Origin of the sequence: Polyangium fumosum, from assembly GCF_005144585.1 — a bacterium.
Classification (GTDB): Bacteria; Myxococcota_A; Polyangia; order Polyangiales; family Polyangiaceae; genus Polyangium; species Polyangium fumosum.
Genome location: NZ_SSMQ01000001.1, coordinates 129676 through 147499 on the forward strand (window position 1 = coordinate 129676; position 17824 = coordinate 147499).

At 71.0% G+C, this 17824-nt stretch carries 14 protein-coding genes; 9 read left to right on the forward strand and 5 right to left on the reverse strand.

What is annotated here, in order from left to right; translation table 11 throughout:
* Positions 1 to 62 precede the first annotated feature (62 nt).
* From E8A74_RS00545 to E8A74_RS00570, 5 genes are all read left to right on the forward strand, one after another.
* A complete protein-coding gene (locus E8A74_RS00545) occupies positions 63 to 1067 on the forward strand; it encodes an RNA polymerase sigma factor (RefSeq protein ID WP_136926896.1) in 1005 nt (334 codons plus the stop codon).
* 526 nt (positions 1068 to 1593) lie between these two features.
* Positions 1594 to 2799 (forward strand): hypothetical protein, encoded by a 1206-nt coding sequence (locus E8A74_RS54500; RefSeq protein WP_170228759.1) that lies wholly within the window; start codon positions 1594 to 1596, stop codon positions 2797 to 2799.
* A gap of 11 nt (positions 2800 to 2810) precedes the next feature.
* On the forward strand, positions 2811 to 3293 hold the full coding sequence (gene tsaE / locus E8A74_RS54505; RefSeq protein WP_232379301.1) for a tRNA (adenosine(37)-N6)-threonylcarbamoyltransferase complex ATPase subunit type 1 TsaE: 483 nt from the start codon (positions 2811 to 2813) through the stop codon (positions 3291 to 3293).
* Positions 3294 to 3328: 35 nt separating this feature from the next.
* Positions 3329 to 4120, forward strand: coding sequence for an MlaE family ABC transporter permease (locus E8A74_RS00565; RefSeq protein ID WP_136926898.1), 792 nt, complete (start codon positions 3329 to 3331; stop codon positions 4118 to 4120).
* A gap of 2 nt (positions 4121 to 4122) precedes the next feature.
* Positions 4123 to 4815: a class I SAM-dependent methyltransferase gene (locus tag E8A74_RS00570; RefSeq protein ID WP_136926899.1), complete on the forward strand. Its 693-nt coding sequence runs from the start codon at positions 4123 to 4125 to the stop codon at positions 4813 to 4815.
* 16 nt (positions 4816 to 4831) lie between these two features.
* On the opposite strand, the gene E8A74_RS00575 is transcribed toward E8A74_RS00570, so the two are convergent.
* From E8A74_RS00575 to E8A74_RS00590, 4 genes are all read right to left on the reverse strand, one after another.
* Positions 4832 to 5623, reverse strand: coding sequence for a hypothetical protein (locus E8A74_RS00575; RefSeq protein ID WP_136926900.1), 792 nt, complete (start codon positions 5621 to 5623; stop codon positions 4832 to 4834).
* A 10-nt stretch (positions 5624 to 5633) separates the two neighbouring features.
* Positions 5634 to 6695: an eCIS core domain-containing protein gene (locus E8A74_RS55405; protein WP_170228760.1), complete on the reverse strand. Its 1062-nt coding sequence runs from the start codon at positions 6693 to 6695 to the stop codon at positions 5634 to 5636.
* A gap of 453 nt (positions 6696 to 7148) precedes the next feature.
* Positions 7149 to 8078 carry a hypothetical protein gene (locus tag E8A74_RS53735; protein WP_136926902.1) on the reverse strand — a complete coding sequence of 310 codons (930 nt, stop codon included), beginning with the start codon at positions 8076 to 8078 and terminating at the stop codon, positions 7149 to 7151.
* A gap of 108 nt (positions 8079 to 8186) precedes the next feature.
* Positions 8187 to 8981 (reverse strand): FHA domain-containing protein, encoded by a 795-nt coding sequence (locus E8A74_RS00590; RefSeq protein WP_170228761.1) that lies wholly within the window; start codon positions 8979 to 8981, stop codon positions 8187 to 8189.
* A gap of 75 nt (positions 8982 to 9056) precedes the next feature.
* Here E8A74_RS00590 and E8A74_RS00595 point away from each other — a divergent pair, with 75 nt between their 5' ends.
* Both E8A74_RS00595 and E8A74_RS00605 read left to right on the forward strand, forming a co-directional pair.
* The gene (locus E8A74_RS00595) at positions 9057 to 12347 is read left to right on the forward strand and encodes a serine/threonine-protein kinase (protein WP_170228762.1); all 3291 of its coding nucleotides are present in this window, start codon (positions 9057 to 9059) and stop codon (positions 12345 to 12347) included.
* Entirely contained in the window at positions 12341 to 13396 is a 1056-nt protein-coding gene (locus tag E8A74_RS00605; RefSeq protein ID WP_211365258.1) for an SMP-30/gluconolactonase/LRE family protein, read from the forward strand. Before E8A74_RS00595 ends, E8A74_RS00605 begins: the two co-directional genes overlap by 7 nt.
* Before the next feature lie 6 nt (positions 13397 to 13402).
* On the opposite strand, the gene E8A74_RS00610 is transcribed toward E8A74_RS00605, so the two are convergent.
* Positions 13403 to 15250 carry an OPT family oligopeptide transporter gene (locus E8A74_RS00610; RefSeq protein WP_136926906.1) on the reverse strand — a complete coding sequence of 616 codons (1848 nt, stop codon included), beginning with the start codon at positions 15248 to 15250 and terminating at the stop codon, positions 13403 to 13405.
* A gap of 142 nt (positions 15251 to 15392) precedes the next feature.
* Here E8A74_RS00610 and E8A74_RS51720 point away from each other — a divergent pair, with 142 nt between their 5' ends.
* Both E8A74_RS51720 and E8A74_RS00625 read left to right on the forward strand, forming a co-directional pair.
* Positions 15393 to 16031: a T9SS type B sorting domain-containing protein gene (locus tag E8A74_RS51720; protein ID WP_170228752.1), complete on the forward strand. Its 639-nt coding sequence runs from the start codon at positions 15393 to 15395 to the stop codon at positions 16029 to 16031.
* 55 nt (positions 16032 to 16086) lie between these two features.
* On the forward strand, positions 16087 to 17721 hold the full coding sequence (locus tag E8A74_RS00625; RefSeq protein WP_136926908.1) for a vWA domain-containing protein: 1635 nt from the start codon (positions 16087 to 16089) through the stop codon (positions 17719 to 17721).
* Positions 17722 to 17824: the final 103 nt, after the last annotated feature.

Consider the following 17824-nt stretch of genomic DNA (forward strand, 5'->3'; position numbering starts at 1 on the left):
GAAAAGTGAACGGGTCGAAAGATTTTTTTCGTAGATCGCCCCTCCTGGCGACATCTAGGAACGTGAACACCTCTTCCATCCCCCGCGCTGACGCGCTCGGCGTGCCCGCGGCGCGGCTCCGGCGTTACAGGGAGGTCATGGCTTCCGTCGCGCGGCGTGGGTTGTCCGATGAGAACCATGTGGACGACATCGTCCATAATGCGTTCGTCGTGGCGTACCAAAAAGAAAAATGCGATCGTCCGCATGTGGAGGATGACCGCGGCTGGCTCGCGTGGTTATGCGGCATCGTCCGGGTGCTCGTCCTCGAATTCCGGCGCGGGCGTCGCGAAATGCCGACGGCGCCGGAGGACCTGGCGGACCTCGTGAGCACGGGTGAGGACGCGTGGAATCACGAGGACATCGCAGCGGCGCAGGCGGCGCTCGACGCGCTTCCCCCGGGGAAGTGGGAACTCTTGGACGAGCATTTCCTGCAAGAGAAGCCGATCACGCAAATCGCCGCGGAGCGCGGGCTTCCCTACACGACGGCTTATTCGCAGTTCAACGCTGCGCTGAGCGAGGCGCGTTCTTTCGTGGAAGGCACCGAGCGTCCCGCCAAACACCGGCGCGCGCTGGCCACCGGTTCCGCTGTGCTCGTGTTGGTCACGCTCGTGCGCGAAGCGCGCGCACGCCTCGCCACCTTCTCTGCGCGCACCTTCGCTTCCTTCGCGCGGGCGCCCATGCGTGTCCTCGGGAGCTTCGCCGCGGGAGCCGTGCTCCTGGGGAGCACGCCGGCCAGCGAGCCGCAGGCCATGCCTCGGCATGAGGATCCACACGCGCGGGCGGAGGCGACCCGTGGGCGCACTTCGACGGACACAATCGATTGCGAGTTCGTCTTGCTGCGCGCTCCTGCGGAAGTTTCACCTCGGCCGCCACGTGAGCGTCCCGAATCACAGCATGCGCGCGCCCCTGGACGCGCCCGGACGTACACGGAGCGCTCCGTGCAGGAAATCATCGACGCCAATGCCCTCCGCCATGGCGACCGCTTCGCCGCCGGGCGGCGCGCCGTACAGGACGTGATAGGGCCGTAGCGGGACCAAGACAGCATTCGCCCTTCGCAGCGGATCCGCGTGCACCTGCGCTCCTGGCCACGGACGACCCGGGCCGCACGCGGCTCCGCTGGGGATGGCGAATCGTTCGCTCGACGCTCTCCGCGAATCCACATGCGCGAAGGAAACCCCTACGCGCGCTTCGTGCATGTGGGTTCGCTGGGGGCGTCGAATCTGGGCGGCGCCCCCGCCTCCCCCTCCCGGATCGAGTGGCTTTTCGTCAGGCCAAGCAGTGCGTCAGGGCAGCGCGCTTCGGTCCGGGAGGGGAGAGGTTTTTCATGGATGATCGGCCCCAAGAGGGAGGGGATCGCCGAACGTGGTCGGCGGCGTCGTCGCCCTGGTGGTGAACCAGCGAGAGGGGGATCCGATGCGCGAGCTGCTCCGGGAGGACATCACGGCCGTGGAGCTGCGGGTTCGGGTTTGACGGTTGCCCCCGAGGCCGGTGGCCGAGCAAAGCGCACCATCCCCCTCGCCCCCACGCTCGACCCGCGGTACATCCATCCCTGGCATGCGTCTCCGCGCCCCCGCCTTTTTTCTTGTCCCCTTGCTCCTCCTTTCGGCGGCGCCTGCGCTCGCCGATCGTGTCGTCGTCCTGCCCTCGCAGGGCAGCGCGGCTCCGGCGGCGCGCCTCGGGTTCGATCAGGACATCATGCGGGGGGCGGCATCGCTGAGCCATTCCATCGCATCCGAGGTCGAGACCCAGGCCGCGCTCGTTCGCATCGCCGACGGCACCGCCGATACACCCGAGGAGTACGCCACCGTCGCCAATAGCCTCCGGGCGAACTGGATCCTCTCGGCCCGCGTCGAACCCGCCGCCACCACGACCCGCGTCGAGATCGCGGCCTACCTCGCCACCCTCGGCCGCGTCGAATCCGTCGCGCGCGACGTCGACCCGCAGAAACAAGCCGTCCAGGTCCAGGAGATGCTCGCCGTCCTGATGCGCCCCGAAGGCGTCGGCGCCTCTGCCCTCCCCTGGGAGCAACCCCTGCCGCCGCCGCCCCCGCCGCCGCCCATCCCGCCGCCGCCGCCCCCGCTGCAGCAGCAGCCGCCGCTTCCGCCGTTCGGGACGCCGCAAACCCCCTGGAACATGGGGCAATTCATGCCGCCGCCGCCCCCGCCGCCCCCGCAGCCGGCGTCCAAGAACGAGGTCTCGATGAAGTACCTCGGCGGCTCCCGACAAACCGTCTGGCCTCCCTACGCCGCGGGCAAACCCGTCTTCCTGAGCGCGCTCATCGGCTTCTCCGCGGCCGCCTCCTCCGGGAGCCGCGCCACGGGCGGCGCCGGGGCGTTCGTCGGCGCGCTGCGCGGTGGCTACGCGATCGGCGAATCCGGGCTCGAGCTCTTCGCCGGCCTCGCGGGCAACCTCGCCGGACCCCCCGCCTTGTGGATCGACCTCGGCGGCCGATGGCTCTTCTCGCCCACCGTCAACACCGCGCCCGACGGCCGCAAGGAAGGTTTTTCCTTCCACGTCGGCCCCGAGCTCTTCCTCGGCCCCTTCGTCCGCCTCGGCAGCACCCTCACCGCGCCGAACGGCGTCACCTACGAGGGCCGCAGCACCGGGCATTTTTCCATCGGCGGCGCCCTCGACCTCGTCGTCGGCCTCTCGCCCGCGCTCCGCATCGACGCCCAGCTCGGCAACCTTCGCTTCGTCCCCACCGAGGACGGCACCCTCGTCCTCATGGGCGCCACCCTCGGCATGACGTACCGGTTCTGAAGCGAGGCGCCTTGGCCACGATCGTCCCGCTCCCCACGCGACGCGCCACGATCCGCCTCGCGCGGGCCGTCGCCGCCGCGCTTCGCCCGGGCGACCTCCTGATCCTCTCGGGGGACCTCGGCGCGGGCAAGACCTTCTTCACCCGCGCCCTTTGCCGCGCCCTCGGCGTCCCCTCGGCCGAGCCCATCACGAGCCCCACCTTCACCCTCGTCCACGAGCACGCGGGCAGCCTCCCGGTCGCGCACGCGGACCTCTACCGCATCGGCGACGAGGAGGAGCTCGTCCAGCTTGGCCTCCGGGATCGGCGCGGCGAGGGCGCGGTCCTCGTCGTCGAGTGGGGCGCGCCGTATGCTGCGGCGCTTGGCGGGGATGCGCTTTTGATCACGTTCGAGGTCGCGGCGGACGGAGCGCGGCGGGCGCGGATCGAGGCGGAGGGGGGTCGGGCGGCGGCGCTCCTCGCGGCGGCTCTCGGGGGGCTCGGCACGTCGGCCTGACGGGCGCCGGACGGCCGTGATAAAGAGGTCCTCGCGTGGACGACTCCGAACCGAAGCTCTTGCAGCGGATCCTCGATCCCGTGCTCGGCTTCTTCGAGAACATCGGGACCACGGTGAGCCTCACGCTCCAGACCGTCGCCTGGCTCTTCCGCCCACCGTTTCGGGCGAGCCAGATGCTCGCCGCGATGGATTACATCGGCGTCCAGTCGATCTTTCTCGTCGGCCTGACGGGCCTCTTCAGCGGCATGGTCGTCGCGCTCCAGTCGGTCGCCGCGCTCAAGCAGTTCAGCGCCGAGGCGAACGTGGGCGGGATCGTGGCCGTCTCGCTCATGCGGGAGGTCTCGCCCGTCTTCTCGGCGCTCATGATCACCGCGCGGGCGGGCAGCGCCATGGCGGCCGAGCTCGGGAACATGCGCGTCACCGAGCAGATCGACGCGATTACCACGATGGGCGTGAGCCCGGTCCAGTACCTCCTCTCGCCGCGCCTGCTCGCGGGCGTCACGATGGGCCCGCTCATGTGCATGCTCTATTCGACCATCGGCATGATCGGCTGCTACATCGTGGCCGTCGCGTGGCTCGGCGGCGATTGGGGTTTTTTCCTGCGCAGCGTTCACGACTTCGCCCGCCCGCGTGACCTCTTCATGGGCCTCGTAAAGGGCGCGATTTTCGGCTTTTTGATCGCCTCGATCGCCTGCCGTCACGGCTTCTTCGCCTCGGGCGGCGCGCGCGGCGTGGGCATGGCGACCACGCGCGCCGTCGTGGAGAGTTGCGTGGCGATCCTCGTGGCCAATTATATTCTCACGCAGGTCATGCTGGGAGACATCTAGGGATGGCGCGTCCGCACGAGCACACGCCCGAGGGCCTCGACGTCGAGGCGCTGAACGACAAACTCGCCCGCGAGCACCCGATCGACGCCTATTACGAGCGCTCGATCCTGCCGATCCGCCTGATCGAAAAGGGCCGCCTCTCCATCATCCGCCGTTTCGTGGGCCCCGCGGACGGCCTCGACCTCGCCGAGATCGGCTCCGGCGGCGGCCACGTCCTGCGCATGTTCCCGCGCGCTCGTATCACGGCGATCGACGTCTCCGACGTCTTCCTCGACACGGCCCGGAGAAACCTCGCCGGCTACGACGCGCGATTCTTGAAGGGCGAGGTCGACAAGATGGACCTGCCGCCGCGCTCCTTCGACCGCATCATCTGCACCGAGGTCCTCGAGCATTGTGTCGACCCGCGGGCGATCCTCGGGGCGATCGCGCGGCTCTTGCGGCCCGAGGGCGCGGCGGTGATCACGATCCCGAACGACCCGCTCATCCTTGGCTTGAAGGGCTTCGTCCGGCGCACGCCCGTCGGCTGGGCGCTGCGTGATCGGATCGAATGGGGCGGCGACCGGTACCACCTGCATACGTGGACCCCCGGCGAATTCGGCCGCTTGCTCGAAGGGTTTTTCCGGGTCACCCACCGCGCCTCGTCGCCGTCCGATCTGCTCCCGATCCGGGCGTGTTTTCGGTGCGTGCTTCCGTGAGGATGCGAGACGGCGCTCAGGGCCACGCGGGATCGGGGAGCCCGATACGCTCGGCTTGGCGCCGCGCCCAGCTCCTCAGTGCTTCCTGCTCGGCCGGAGCGAGGTTGCGCTCCAATCCCTGCAAGACCCGACGCGTCGCCGCCTGAGAGAGGATGATCTTCACGAGGTCGGCCGACGCCTCGACGACCCCGATCCTCTCCCCGTCTCCGGCGCCGTACGCCGCTCTCGCTTCGAGCCAAGCCTCCCACGCCGTCGCGCTCGGCTCGGCTGCGGCCTGCACGCGCCGACGCAGCTCCCGGCCCGCTTTGGGATCGACGCCGGCCTGCACGAGGGCGCAGATTCGCTCGAGCAGCGTGGCGGGGAGGTCCGGCGGTACGGTGAGGCCCTCGTCGGTGGTGGTCCCGCAAAGCCGACCGAACAGGTGATCCCAGGTGGTGAGCGCATTCGAAGCATGCTCGTCCACGACGTGGACGACACACCAGACGCGCAGCGCCGCCGCGCTCGCCGTGTCGAGCTCCGCCCCGACATCCTGGAAATACCGCTCCAATCGTTCCCGCTCTTCGAGGAACCGGCGCTCGCTGGGCGGCGCCCCGGAGCCTTTCTCGGCCGCGGCCCGCTCCTCGATGTAACGCCGCGAAAGGCGCGCCGTCGGCTCCGGCGCGGTCGCCAACGCCGGCGGCAGACCCATGGCCTCGAAAAAAGGCCACCAGCGCTCCATGCCGAGCACCGACAGCGCTTGCTCCCAATCGATGAGGTTTCGCGCCGTGACCGGGCGTGTCGTCTCCCGTTGCTCCCGATCGTCCGACATGTGAACGCTCCTATTCGCTGATCAACCAGCCAATCACGGCTCCCAGGGTCGTCCCCACCGCTGCGCCCGCCCAGGCGCCCGCCTTCGCCCCGGCGACTCCGCCCGCCGCGCCTCCGCCGACCGTACCGAACCCTGGGGCTACCAGCGTGCCGCCGCCACCTCCCAAAATGGCACCCGCACCAGCGCCGAGGACCGCCCCGACGCCTGCACCGATCAGCCCGCCCGCCGCTGCTGCGCCGAGCTTCGCGCTTCCCGGCGCCGTCCACGGCTTCGGCTTCGGCGCCGGCTTCGGCTTCGGATCGGGGATCGGCTCTTTCACCCATTCCCAGGCCTCCTTCGGCACGCGGAAAGGCGTGTCGTTGCAATCATCGTCTTTCCATGCGTCGAGCAGGTTCTTGAGCCGGCGCTGGAGGTTCCTGAATTTCTCCTGATGCCCCTCGACCGATCCGATGTTGTGGCCATCGATGATCAACGGGTTGCTCTTGGACCAGTTGTTGAACTGGAGGTTGTACTCGTCGTCGACGATCCCCTGCCAAAGCGCCTTCAGCGCCGTGATCACCTCCCAGATCTTCCTGAGCAGATCCTTGCAAAGATCATTGTTGTCCGGTGCGGGCGTCGTCTGTCGCTGAATCTGATGTCCGCCGAGGCCGCGCTGCTGCACCACGTGCGTGAGCTCGTGGGCCATGAGCCGCTTCCCATCGGCCGTTGCCGGTGCATATTCGCCCTCTCCGAACACGATGTTGCGCCCGACGGTATATGCCCGTGCCTTTACCGCGCGCGCGGCGCTCGCGGCTTGGCTGTCGGTATGAATTCGAACCCGGCCGAAATCGTACCCGAAGCGCGGCTCGAAGAAGGAACGGACGTCGCGGGGAAGCGGCGCGCCCCCCCGTCCCGCGCCCCGCAGAGCAGCTCCGACGTCCAGCGAGCCTTCGGTCGTCGCCGAAGGCTCATGCTTGGCCTGGATCGTCGCCTTCTCCTCCTCTTCTTCGCACGACGCACATTTGCGCTGCACCCTTTGCGGCGCTGCGCCGATGGCCGCCGGTTCCGCCATGCGCATCACCTCATCGGCCACATGGTCCGCCTCGCGCTCGTACGCGTCGCCCGGCGTGCTGATGCCAGGCTTGCGTTGGATCGGCGGCGCCGTGATGGGGATGCGCGCGCCTGTCGACGATTCCGCGCCCTCCGCGCGGCTCGGAGCGCTCGATGGGGACAGGGGTATTTCGAGGAGAGAGCGTCGCCACGCAGCGAACGGCAGCGGAGCAAGAGGTTCGTTGGGCTCCAAACGCGAGGAGCGATGCCGTGTGGGCTTCGGGATCAGCGGAAGCGTTTCGGGAGCTTGTTCTTTGCGAGCGAGCATGAACACGAGAGCCTCCCTTCATGAAGGAATGTCAGCTTACACCAAAATCGAGCTGGCGACATCGATATTCCGACGCTTGGGCGCGGCGCGCGGCATGCTTCGCGCGGCGGGCAACCGTGTCCTTCACCCGCCGCGTCGCGTCGTCGTCGATCGGATCCCGATTCCAGCTCACTCGTGCGTGACGGTCAGCTCGTAGGGCGTGACCCAGTTCTTCGCCGGCTCGCCGCCCGTGTCGAAGTCGTTGTAATACAGCGACGCGAAGGGATGCACGAGCACGTAATAGGTGCCGGCGTCGACCTCGGCCTCGATGCTCCCGGGCTCGGTCTCCAGGATCAGCGCCCCCGTGACGTTCGTCTCGCCGTCGGCCGCGTAGATGTCCAGGGAGAGCGCGATCGGGGTATTCAGCGTGGCGCGCAGCGTGCCGGGGTTGTCGACCTGGACCTGGTAATAATCGTAGTGCGCCTCGTAGGTCGGCCAGGCATTCTCGACGTAGCCCGCGAGCATGTGCGCGCGGAGCGGTTTGTCGAGGGCGATGCCGCGCGCCTCCGCGGGCGTGTCGTTCGGCTCGAAGCAATCCACGGACGAATGGAACTTCCAGTCGTAGGTGACCATCTGCGGAGGATCACCCGTCACGAGGCTGGTCTCCGCGAGCCGCACCAGGTACGTCATGCCGGGCGTGGCCACGAAGCGGCTCGCGGCCACGCCGCCCTCGCCACTCGACGAGCCCGTGATGTCGCCGTCCGGGCCCTTGTCGGTCAGGATGTTCATGAAGAGCTGCTTGCCGTGCCCGCGGACCTCGACGTACCCGCCGCCCGCGTCGTTCGGCACGGTGAACGAGAACGTGTGCGTGTTCGCCTCGGCCGTGGCCTCGAAGCTGTCCGTCCCCTCGGCCGCGGTCGGCTCGTAACAGGTGGCCTCGTGGTCGCTGCTGCCGCCGCCATTGCCGCCGCTGCCACCTGGACCCCCGCCGCCGCCCTGACCGCCATTGCCACCGTCGCCGCCATTGCCACCGCTGCCGGGGTTGTTCGTGGTGATGACGCAGCCGGACAGGAGGGCGACAAACGTGAGCAGGGTGCAGAGGAACGTGGTCGTGCGCATGAAAAAGCCTCCTCGAAGCGAAAAACGCCCGCCGCTCGGGCACGCGGTGCGGTGTAGCCGCCCGGGGCGGGAGAAGCTTTCGGCGAAGCTCGGGCGAAGCTTGGGCGTCTAGCCCGCGTCGACGATCCGCACGGCGTCCGGCGGCAAGCAGAGGACGTACCCATGCCCGCGGCGCGAGAGCACGAGGCGCCGGAGGAGCGCGTCCCGATCGAGGGATTCCAGGCTCGCCAGGCGATCGCCGCTCCCGCTCTGGGCGATCAGGCCACGCAGCAGGGCCTCGTCGAGCGCGCCGTCGTCGAGCAGGCTCTTGACCGCGCGGCGGATCGCCGTGACGAGCGGCGCCACCACGCCCGCGGTGCCCACCGCTTCCTGGATGTCCCACACGTGCACGACCTGCGATGGACTCGCCGCCAGCGCGGCGAACGCGCGCGCCGCCGCGGCCTGGAGGTCGAGGTAGCGGCCCGCGAACTGCACCCCACAGGCGTCGCCGTCCCGGGTGATGACGAAGACGGGCGCCGCCGCGCCGTCGAGCGGCGCGTCGTCCAGGGGGATCGGGCTACAAAAAGGCTCGGTCTCCGCGGGTCCGAGCACCTCGAGCAGGACGGCGCCGATCTGCAAGCGCGACCCCTCGGCGAGGGCGCAGGCGTCCCCCGGCCCGAGGCGCGCGCCGTCGACGAAGAGGCCACTCGACGAGGAGAGGTTCTCGATCCGGAGCGGAGGTTCGGGGGACGGGCGCGGCGCGGCCGTGATGCGCGCGTGGCGCCGCGAGACCGAGGGATGATCGAGCCGGACCTCCACGCCCGGATCACGGCCGATCACGGCGCCTTCGGGGAGGTCGAAGAGCTCTCCCTCGTGGAGGCGGCCGGGGCCGACGACGCGGAGCACGCGAGCCCTGAAATGCACCTCCTGAGGGGTAGCGCGGGGATCGGGCGCGCGGCAAGGTGGCTCGTCTGCCGCGCTGCGGCCAGATCGCAGCGCATGGCCCCCTTCGTCCCCTGTTCGCTCGGCGCTTTCGCCGCCGCGCGCCTGATCGGGCGCGGCGGCAGCGGGGAAGCGTGGCTCGGGCAGCACAGGCCCTCGGGCGCGGACGTGGTGCTCAAGATCCCGCACGCGCCCGTCGGCGGGGAAGCCGCGGCTTTCCGGCGGATCCAGGCCGAGGCGAGGATCGCCTCCGAGGTCACGGGCCCCCACGTGCTCGGCGTGCTCGACTTCGGTCGCGTCACGCCCGCCGAGTCCGCGGCGGCGCGCGGGCGCCTCGTCGCGGGGCAGCCCTACCTGGTCCTGCCGTACGCGTCCCTCGGCTCCCTCGCGGGGTATGTCGGGCGCTTGCCGTTCGAGGCCGTGCGCGTGGTGCTGCTCGACGTCCTGCGAGGGCTCTCGACGCTGCACGCCCGCGAGGTGGTCCACCGCGACATCAAGCCCGCCAACGTGCTGCTCTTTCCCGACGAGGGCGCGCCCTCCGTCCGCGCCGTCGTGGCCGATCTAGGGCTCTGCCTCGTTCCGAGCCGCCCCGAGGCGCTCGTCGCGCGGGAGACGTCGGCGCAGGGCGGCACCCCGGGCTACATGGCTCCGGAGCAACACAAGGGCGCCTTGCGCGACCTGGGCCCATGGACGGACCTGTACGCCGTGGGGTTGCTCGCCGCGGAGCTCGTCGTGGGCAGCGCGAGGCCACGCGGGTTCGATGCGTGGATCGCGGCCCTGACGGCGGAGGCGCCGCGGGAGCGACCGCGGTCAGCAGCCGAAGCGGCGCACTGGCTCGGGGCGATCGGCGGCGAGGGCGCCCAGGCGGACCGGCGTGCGCTCTCCGCGGGGATCCGCGTCGCGCGCGAGGCCGCGGCGTCGATCGACATGGACGCCGCGGCGCGGGTGACGACCGCGCCCTTCGTGGAGGTGCTCGACGTGGCACCGGCGCGGACGGCGCGCAGGGTCGGCGAGGTGCCGGCGGCGCGTGGCGGTCGGCCGGTCGCCTTCACCCCGAGCCTGACCTTCCCCGACGATCCCCAGGACGCGCCGCTGCCGCCGGGCCTCGGCGCGGGCGTGTGCGCGCTTCGCCGTCCGCCGCTCGTGGGGCAACGTGCGCTCCGCGCGTGCCTCTGGGACGCGCTGATCGAGGCATGCCGCGCGCGCGCGCCCCGCGGGGTCGTCCTGACGGGGCCCGTGGGCTGCGGCCGGAGCCGGCTCGCCGGCTGGCTTGCCGAATCCGCGCACGAGAGGATCGGCGCACGGGCGGTGCGCGTCGAGGGGCGCGACGGCGACGGCCTCGGGGCGTTGTGGGTCCGGGTGTTCGTGTCCGTGGGGGCCGGCGGCGATCGGGTCGCGCCCACGACCGAGGAGCGACGCGCGGCGCTCCTCACGTGGCTCGCCGGGCTCGCCGCGGATGCGAACGTGGTGGTGGTGGTCCTCGACGACGCCGAATCCGATCCCGAGGCGGTCGCGCTTGTGGCCGATGCCCTGGAGACCACGAGCTTCTCCCTCGGTCCGGTCGTGTTCGTCCTCGCCCAGCGGCCCGAACCTCGCGCGCCGGCCGCCGCGGCGCTCGCGGCGCTCGGCGCGCGCCCCGGGGTTCGGGTGCTCCCCGTGCCACCTCTCGCGGACGCCGAGACCGAGCGCCTCCTCGCGAGCTTCATCGGCTCGGACGAGCGTACGCGGCAGCGGATCGCCGCGCGCGCCGAGGGCAGCCCCCTCTTTGCCTGCCAGCTCGTGCGCGACTGGGTCCAGCGCGGCGTGCTCGTCCCGGGCGCGCGTGGCCTCGCGCTCGCCGGCCCCGAGCCGCCGATCCCCGACTCGCTCGTCGCCCTCTTCCAGGACGAGCTCGACGCCGTGCTCGCCTCCCGCGACGCGGCGTTCGGCCACGCTGCGGCTCTCGTGGTGCTGCTCGGCGGCGACGATGGCCGTGGCTGCTTCTCGCGGGCCTGCGCGCGCGTCGGCGTCGCTGCCCCGCGCGACCTCGCCGAGGTGCTGCTCGACGCCGGGCTCATGATCCGCGTCGAGGGGGGCTTCACCCTCTCGCACGCCATCCTCCGCGAGGTGCTCTTGCGACGGCTCGACGGCGATCCCGTGCTCCCGGCGCTCCACCTCGCGTGCGCCGCGGCGCTGCTCGACGGGCGCGAAGGCCCGCGGATGCCGCCCCGGGCCGCCCTCGCGGCGGCGCGCCACTTCGAGCAGGCCGGGGAGCCCGAGCGCGCGCTCGAGGCCCTGCGGGCCATTTCGTTTGTCGACCTCGGCGCGGCCGACGCTGCTGCGATGCTCGATCGCCTCGACGCGCTCGCGGCGCGTCTCGCCGCGCGCCCGCGGGCCTTGCCTGCTTTGTGGGCGCTCGCGGCCCGCGGGCATTACCAGCGTGGCGACAGCGCGCAGGCCGAGTCCGCGGCGCGCCGCGCCCTCGCGGCGGAAGCGCTCGAAGATCCTCGCGCTCGTTTCGACGCGCTCCTCGCCCTCGGCGCGGCGGCCACGAGCCGCGGCGCCATCGACGAAGCCCTTGCGCTCGGCGACGAGCTCGATGCCCTGGCGGCGCGTCTCGGGGATCCCACCGATGCGCTCCTCGCTGCGATGCACCGCGGGCGTGCGGAGCTCGTGGGTTGCCGCCCCGCGGCGTGCCTCGGGATCGTCGACGCCTCCCTCGCGCAGAGCGCCGGGGCGGATCCGCGGGTCGTCGCCCGTGCGCGCACCGTGGCCGCCGACGCGGCCTCCCTCGCGGGCCTGCTCGACGATGCGGCGCTGCGCTGCGAGCAGGTCCTCGCGGCCCTCGGCGAAGGCGCGGCGGGCCACCTTGCGGCGCACGTGCTCGTCACGCTCGCCGACGTCGACATGCGGCGGGGTCGTTTCGACGCAGCCATCCAGTGGAGCCGGCGGGCTGCGGCGGCGGCGCATCACCGGGCTCCCGTCGTGGGGTATGCGAAGGGCAACGCTGCGTACGCGATGCTCCGCGCGGGGCGCGTGGACGACGCGCGTGTCGAGGCCGAGGCAGCGCTCGGCCTCTTGCTGGAAGGGCAGCGGCATCGGCTCTGGTTTTTCCTCACCGGCCTCACGCTCCCTTCGCTTGCTGGGGAGGACGATCTTGCCCTCTTCGACGCGCGCTTCGAGACATGGGAAGCATTCTCCGGGACCACGCAGGTCTCGCTCGTCGAATGCGCGGAGGCGGCGCGGCTGGCCTCGCAGGTGCTCGCCGCGCGGGGCGAGACATTACGCGCCTCCCGTGCCCAGGCCCTCTCGGAGGAGCTCTTTCGTCGCCTCGGCCGTTCCGGATCCGCTAGCATGCCCGCATGCTGAAACGCGCGCTTTCTTTGGGTTTGATCACCACCACCTTCCTCCTCGCCGCATGCAGCGACGGAGGCTCGAACACGACGGGCTCCGGCGCCGGCGGCAGCGGCGCCGCGGGCGGCACCGGGGGCACCGGCGGAATGGGCGGGGCCGGCGGCACCGGCGGCACCGGCGGCGACGGCGGCATGGGCGGGGCCGGCGGCATGGGCGGGGCCGGCGGCGGCGGGGTGGAGGTCGACCCGCTCGTCGGCGTCGGGACCGTCGAGCAGGTCCAGGGCAACTTCATGTTCACGGAGGGGCCGCAATGGAACCCCGCCACGAAGACGCTCCTCTTCACCGACATCCCCGCGAATCGCATCTACGAGCACACGCCGGGCGGCGCGATCGACGTCTTCCGTGAGCCCAGCGCCAACACGAATGGCCTCGCCCTCGACCAAAACGGCCTCCTCATCGCCTGCGAGCACAGCGGCCGGCGCGTCTCGCGCACGCTCGCGAATGGCACGCTCGCGAGCATCGCCGATACGTACGACGGCAAGAAGCTGAACAGCCCGAACGACGTCATCGTGCATTCGAATGGCACCGTGTATTTCACGGATCCGCCCTACGGCCTTCCGGACCCCGGCCAGAGCGAGCTCGGCTTCTTCGGCGTCTTCCGCGTCACGCCCGGCGGCGAGGTCACGCTCGTCGCCGACGACATGCAGCGGCCGAATGGCATTGCGCTCTCGCCCGACGAGAAGACGCTCTACGTCGCCGACACCGCCACCAGCGAGCTGCGCGCCTGGCCGGTGAACGCCGACGGCTCGCTCGGGGCCGGGAGCAAGCTCGTGAGCACGAGCCAGGGCCCCGACGGAATGGCCGTCGACGCGAAGGGCAACCTCTTCGTCACCACGTCGGCCGGCGTCGAGGTGTACAGCCCCGCGGGCAAGCTTTATGGCGCCATCGTGGTCCCCCAGCAGCCCGCGAACTGCGCGTTCGGCGGCGACGACAAGAAGACGCTCTACATCACGGCGCGGACCGCCCTGTACCGCGTGACGCTCCAGGGCGCCGGCCTCTACTGATTCGCCTCACATCCGCCCCGCCGCCCAGATTGCCACCGCCACGCCCATCACGCTCTCGCCGGCGACGAACCCCGAGGCCGTCGCCGTCGTGTAAAGCTCGTCCTTCTTGGGGAACTTCCAGGCCAGAATCGCGGCGACCGCGCCCCCCACGAAAAGCGTAAAACTCGTCGACGCCGGCAGGATGAACGCGAGCCCGATGCCCAGCGGCGACGGCACCCAAGGGGCGAGGCGCTTCGGCCCGAGCTCGCCCACGATCGTGCAAACCACGGCGACGCCCGCCGCGATGGCCATGATCATGGGCGTCTCGGGCGGCAGGCCGGCGAAGCCTTGCTTCAGGAACTCGGCTGCGCCTTTGAACATCTGCACGCCCGGGGCGGGGTATTTCGTGCCGAGCAGCTCCAGCGGGAAGGCCTTGGCGAAGATCAGCGCCGTGACGAACCCGCCCGTCACGACCCCGAAGAGCTGCGCGAGGAGCTGCTTTTGCGGCGACGCGCCGAGGAGCCGGCCCGTCTTCAGGTCCTGCATCATGTCGCCGCAGCTATTGGCCCCCGCGTTCGTCAGCCCCGCCGCCATCAGGCTGGCCTGTGTATGGCCGCCCGTGAGCACGGCGAAGAGGAACTGCGTCATCATCGCCATCGGGCCGATCGGATTCACGTCCGTCTCGCCCATCGTCCGTGTCCCCACGAGCGCGAGCGCGCCCGCGAGCACGATGGCCGCGAGCGTCGTGCCCGGGTGCATGCCGAGGACGAGCCATTGCGTCCCGATCGCCAGGATCACCGCCGCGACGAGGCCCCCCACGAACCAGCGCCGTGGCACCTCCACGTCCTCGCGCACCACCTCGCCCGGCGCCTTCGCGCCCATGGCCCCGAGCGACCGCACCGACGCCGCGATCGACCCTCCTTTGAGCGCAAACGACACGAGCCCGCCCACCACGAGCATCACGACGCCCGGCCAAACGGTAAAACCGACCGCGTTGCCATAAAGCATCGGCGCATCCGACGTCGGCGTCACGATGCCGCGCCCGAGGGCCCACGGGACGACGCCTGTCCAGCAGAGCGCCGCGCCCACGGCCATCCACGCCGTCGTGCGCAGCCCGACCAGCGCCCCCGAGCCGAGCGTCATGAGCGACACGTCGAGCCCCAGCGTGAGCCGCGCCAAGCTCATTCCGCCGAGGCTCGCGAACGCGAACGGCACCGTATCCGGGACGACCCCGAGGCCCCCGCGCCCGAGGGCGAGCGCCGCGCCGATCCCCGTCGCCCAGAGCAATGCGCGTGCTTTCTGGGCCCCGCCTTCGCCCTCGCCGTGCAGCGCGAGCGTCGTCTGGGCTGCGGCGATCCCCGAGGGAAACTTCAGGTTTTCACGGTTGATCATCTGCCGCTTGAGCGGGATGGCGAAGAGCACGCCGAGCAGCGCGGCGGTGACGACCCACGCCGTGATCTCCAGCAGCGAGAGCCGCCGCTCCGTCACGATCATGAGCGCCGGCACGGCCGTCACCATGCCGGCGCCGGCCATCGCGGCCGCGGCCGAGGCGGCCGTCTGCATGGTGTTGTTCTCCAGCACCGAGAACGCGGGCCCGGACACGACCCCGCGCCAGAGCCGGAACAGGAGCCACCCCGAGAGCGCCGCGGTGATCGAGGCGCCGTACGTGATGCCGATCGTGAACCCCGTGTAGAGGTTCGCGGCGGACAGCACCGAGCCGATCACGCACCCGAACACCACCGCGCGCAGCGTGAATTGCCGCTCCATGGGCCGGTAGACCTGCGCATACCACGCTTCGTCCGTGACCTGCCCGTGCACGTCCGCGGGCTCCTCGCCGTGCGGTTCGTTCGTGACGTCTGCTGGCAGGCTCGACATGGATGCATCGTCCCAGCGGGAGAGGGTCGAGGTCAAGGCGCGCAAGGGTCCGCCCGAAGTACAACCGTTTCATCGTGATTTTCCGTGCGGACGTCCTAGACTCTCGAACATGCTTGGAAATCGAAGAGTTTCGTTCACTTCCATGTTTCTGGTCCTCGCCCTCGCCGCGTGCGGGGGACAAACCTCGGGCGGCGGCGACGGCGGCGCCGGGGGAAGCGGCGGCAACGGTGGCGCCGGCGGCGGCGGCAACGGCGGCGCCGGGGGCGGCGGTAACGGGGGCGGCGGCGGCAATGCGGCCTGCGACATCGGCGGCTCCTCGACGCTCCCCGGCGTCTCGGTCGAGTTCGTCACGACCGATTGCACGTACACCGTCGCCGAGGCCGCGGCCGGCATCAAGATCGATTACAACATCGTCGCGGCCTCCGAGGTCGCGAACGTCTATCCCGGGTCGCAGAGTAGCTGCGGACAGCCGGACGAGAGCGGCCTCATTCCTCTCGCGGTCCTCTCCGGCGGCGATCAGAAGTATTGCCTCTGCGACGTCGGCATCTGCCCCGCCCCGGGCGACGTGCCGAACCCTGTCCCCGCGGGCACCTATCCCGGCTCGTTCACGTGGGACGGGGTCAACTGGAACGGCCCCAGCGACTTCGGCGCCCCGAAAGGCGAGCCCTTCCCGCCCGGCGATTACACGCTCAGCGTGAGCGCCATTGGCGAGTACGACGAGGCCGGCGCGAAGAAACCCTTCAAGGTCGAAGGCACGTTCGTCCTGCACCTCGTGCCCTGAGCCGAAAGATCGAGGCGGCCGGGAACTTCCGGCCGCCTCCGCGCTCGGATCGGGCATGTCGATCCGCCGGCTCGCCCCCGCCCTCCTCCTCGTCCTCGCGGCTTGCACCAAAGCCACGCCCGGCCCCGAGGCCGCCTCGCCCGCGGCGCCTGCGCCGAAGACCCTCGCCAAGACCCCACCCCCGCCCGTCGACGAGCCCCTCACGCCCCCCGTCGTCCAGAGCGACGCGCCTGCGTCCGTCGCCGTCGCGCCTGCGCCCGTCCCCGACGAGCCCCTCGCGCCGCCCGTCGATACCCGTTCTGCCGACCCCCTCATCGCAAAAGGGTCGATGTGGGGGGACGCCGGCGGGGACAAGAAAGAAGGGTCCGGCGGCCTGGGTTTGTCAGGGATCGGCGAGGGCGGCGGCGGGCGCGGGGAGGGCATTGGGCTCGGCACCATCGGCGTGATTGGACGCGGGGCCGGCGTGGGCTCGGGCGCGGGCTTTGGATCGGGCCATGGCAGGCTCGGCGGCTCGCCCCGCGCGCCCGCGGGCGTGCGCGTGGGACCGGGCGGCCTCGGCGCGGCCGCGCAATCGCAGGGCGGCGTGCGCACGGGCGAATGGGACGACAACGCGAACTACCGCGAATTCGCCCGCTGGCTCGGCAAGGAGCGCGCCCCGGGCGCCGCGACGATGGACCTCTCCGCGCGCCGCTTCCTCGTCGTGCGGGACAGCGCGGGCAAACCCGTCCCGAGCTGCCCCATCGAGGTGCGTGACGCCGCGGGGACGACGCTCTCGCTCCGCACGACCGCGAATGGCCGCGCCCTTCTGTTTCCGCGCGCCGAGGGATTGAAGGGCCCGGACCTCGTGGCCACGGCGCGCTGCCAGGGCGAATCCGTCGCGAAGACGACCACGCTCTCCCCGGGCGACGGCGTCGTCGACCTCGCCCTCTCCGGCACGCGTGTCCTGCCCGAGGCGCAGACCATCGACGTGGCCTTCGTCCTCGACACGACGGGCTCGATGTCCGAAGAAATCCACGCGCTGCGCGACACGCTCGAAAAGGTGGCCGGCGCGCTCTCCAAAATGAACGTCCGCCCGCGCGTGGGCCTCGTCGAGTACCGCGACCGCAGCGACGAATACGTGACCCGCATGCACCAGATGACCACGGACGTCACCGGCCTCCAGGCCCGGATCGCCACCCTCAGCGCGGGCGGCGGCGGCGACACGCCGGAGCACGTGAACGAGGCGCTCCGCGTCGCCGTGCGTGGCCTCCGTTTCCGGCCCGAATCGCTGGCGCGCCTCGTCTTTTTGATCGGCGACGCGCCCCCGCACCTCGATTACGCGCAGGACGAGGGGTATGCCGGCGCGATGAAGGAAGCGAGCCACGCAGGCGTGCAGGTCTATTCGATCGCGGCCTCGGGCATGGATACCCTCGGGCAGGTGGTCTTCCGGCAAATCGCGCAATACACCGGCGGAACGCACATGTTCGTCCTGCGCGGCGGCGCGGGGCCGGAGTCGGTGGGCGGCGGCGATCCGCGCGCGAGCTGCGGCGGCACGCACACCGATTACACGAGCGGAAACCTCGACGCGCTCATCCTGGGAAAGGTGCAGGGAGCGATCGCGGCGAGGGACGCGGATCCGATGCGAATCGCCGGCCTCCACCAGGACGAGAAGGACCGGCCTTGTGATCAGCGGATCGTGATGGCGCGGTGAGTCGCGCGCCAGCACACCTGTGTCCATGTAGCAAGAAAATTCGACCTATCGCGAATCGTCCCACGGCGTCGAGGCGTGTCCTCGACCCGTGTACACGACGGCA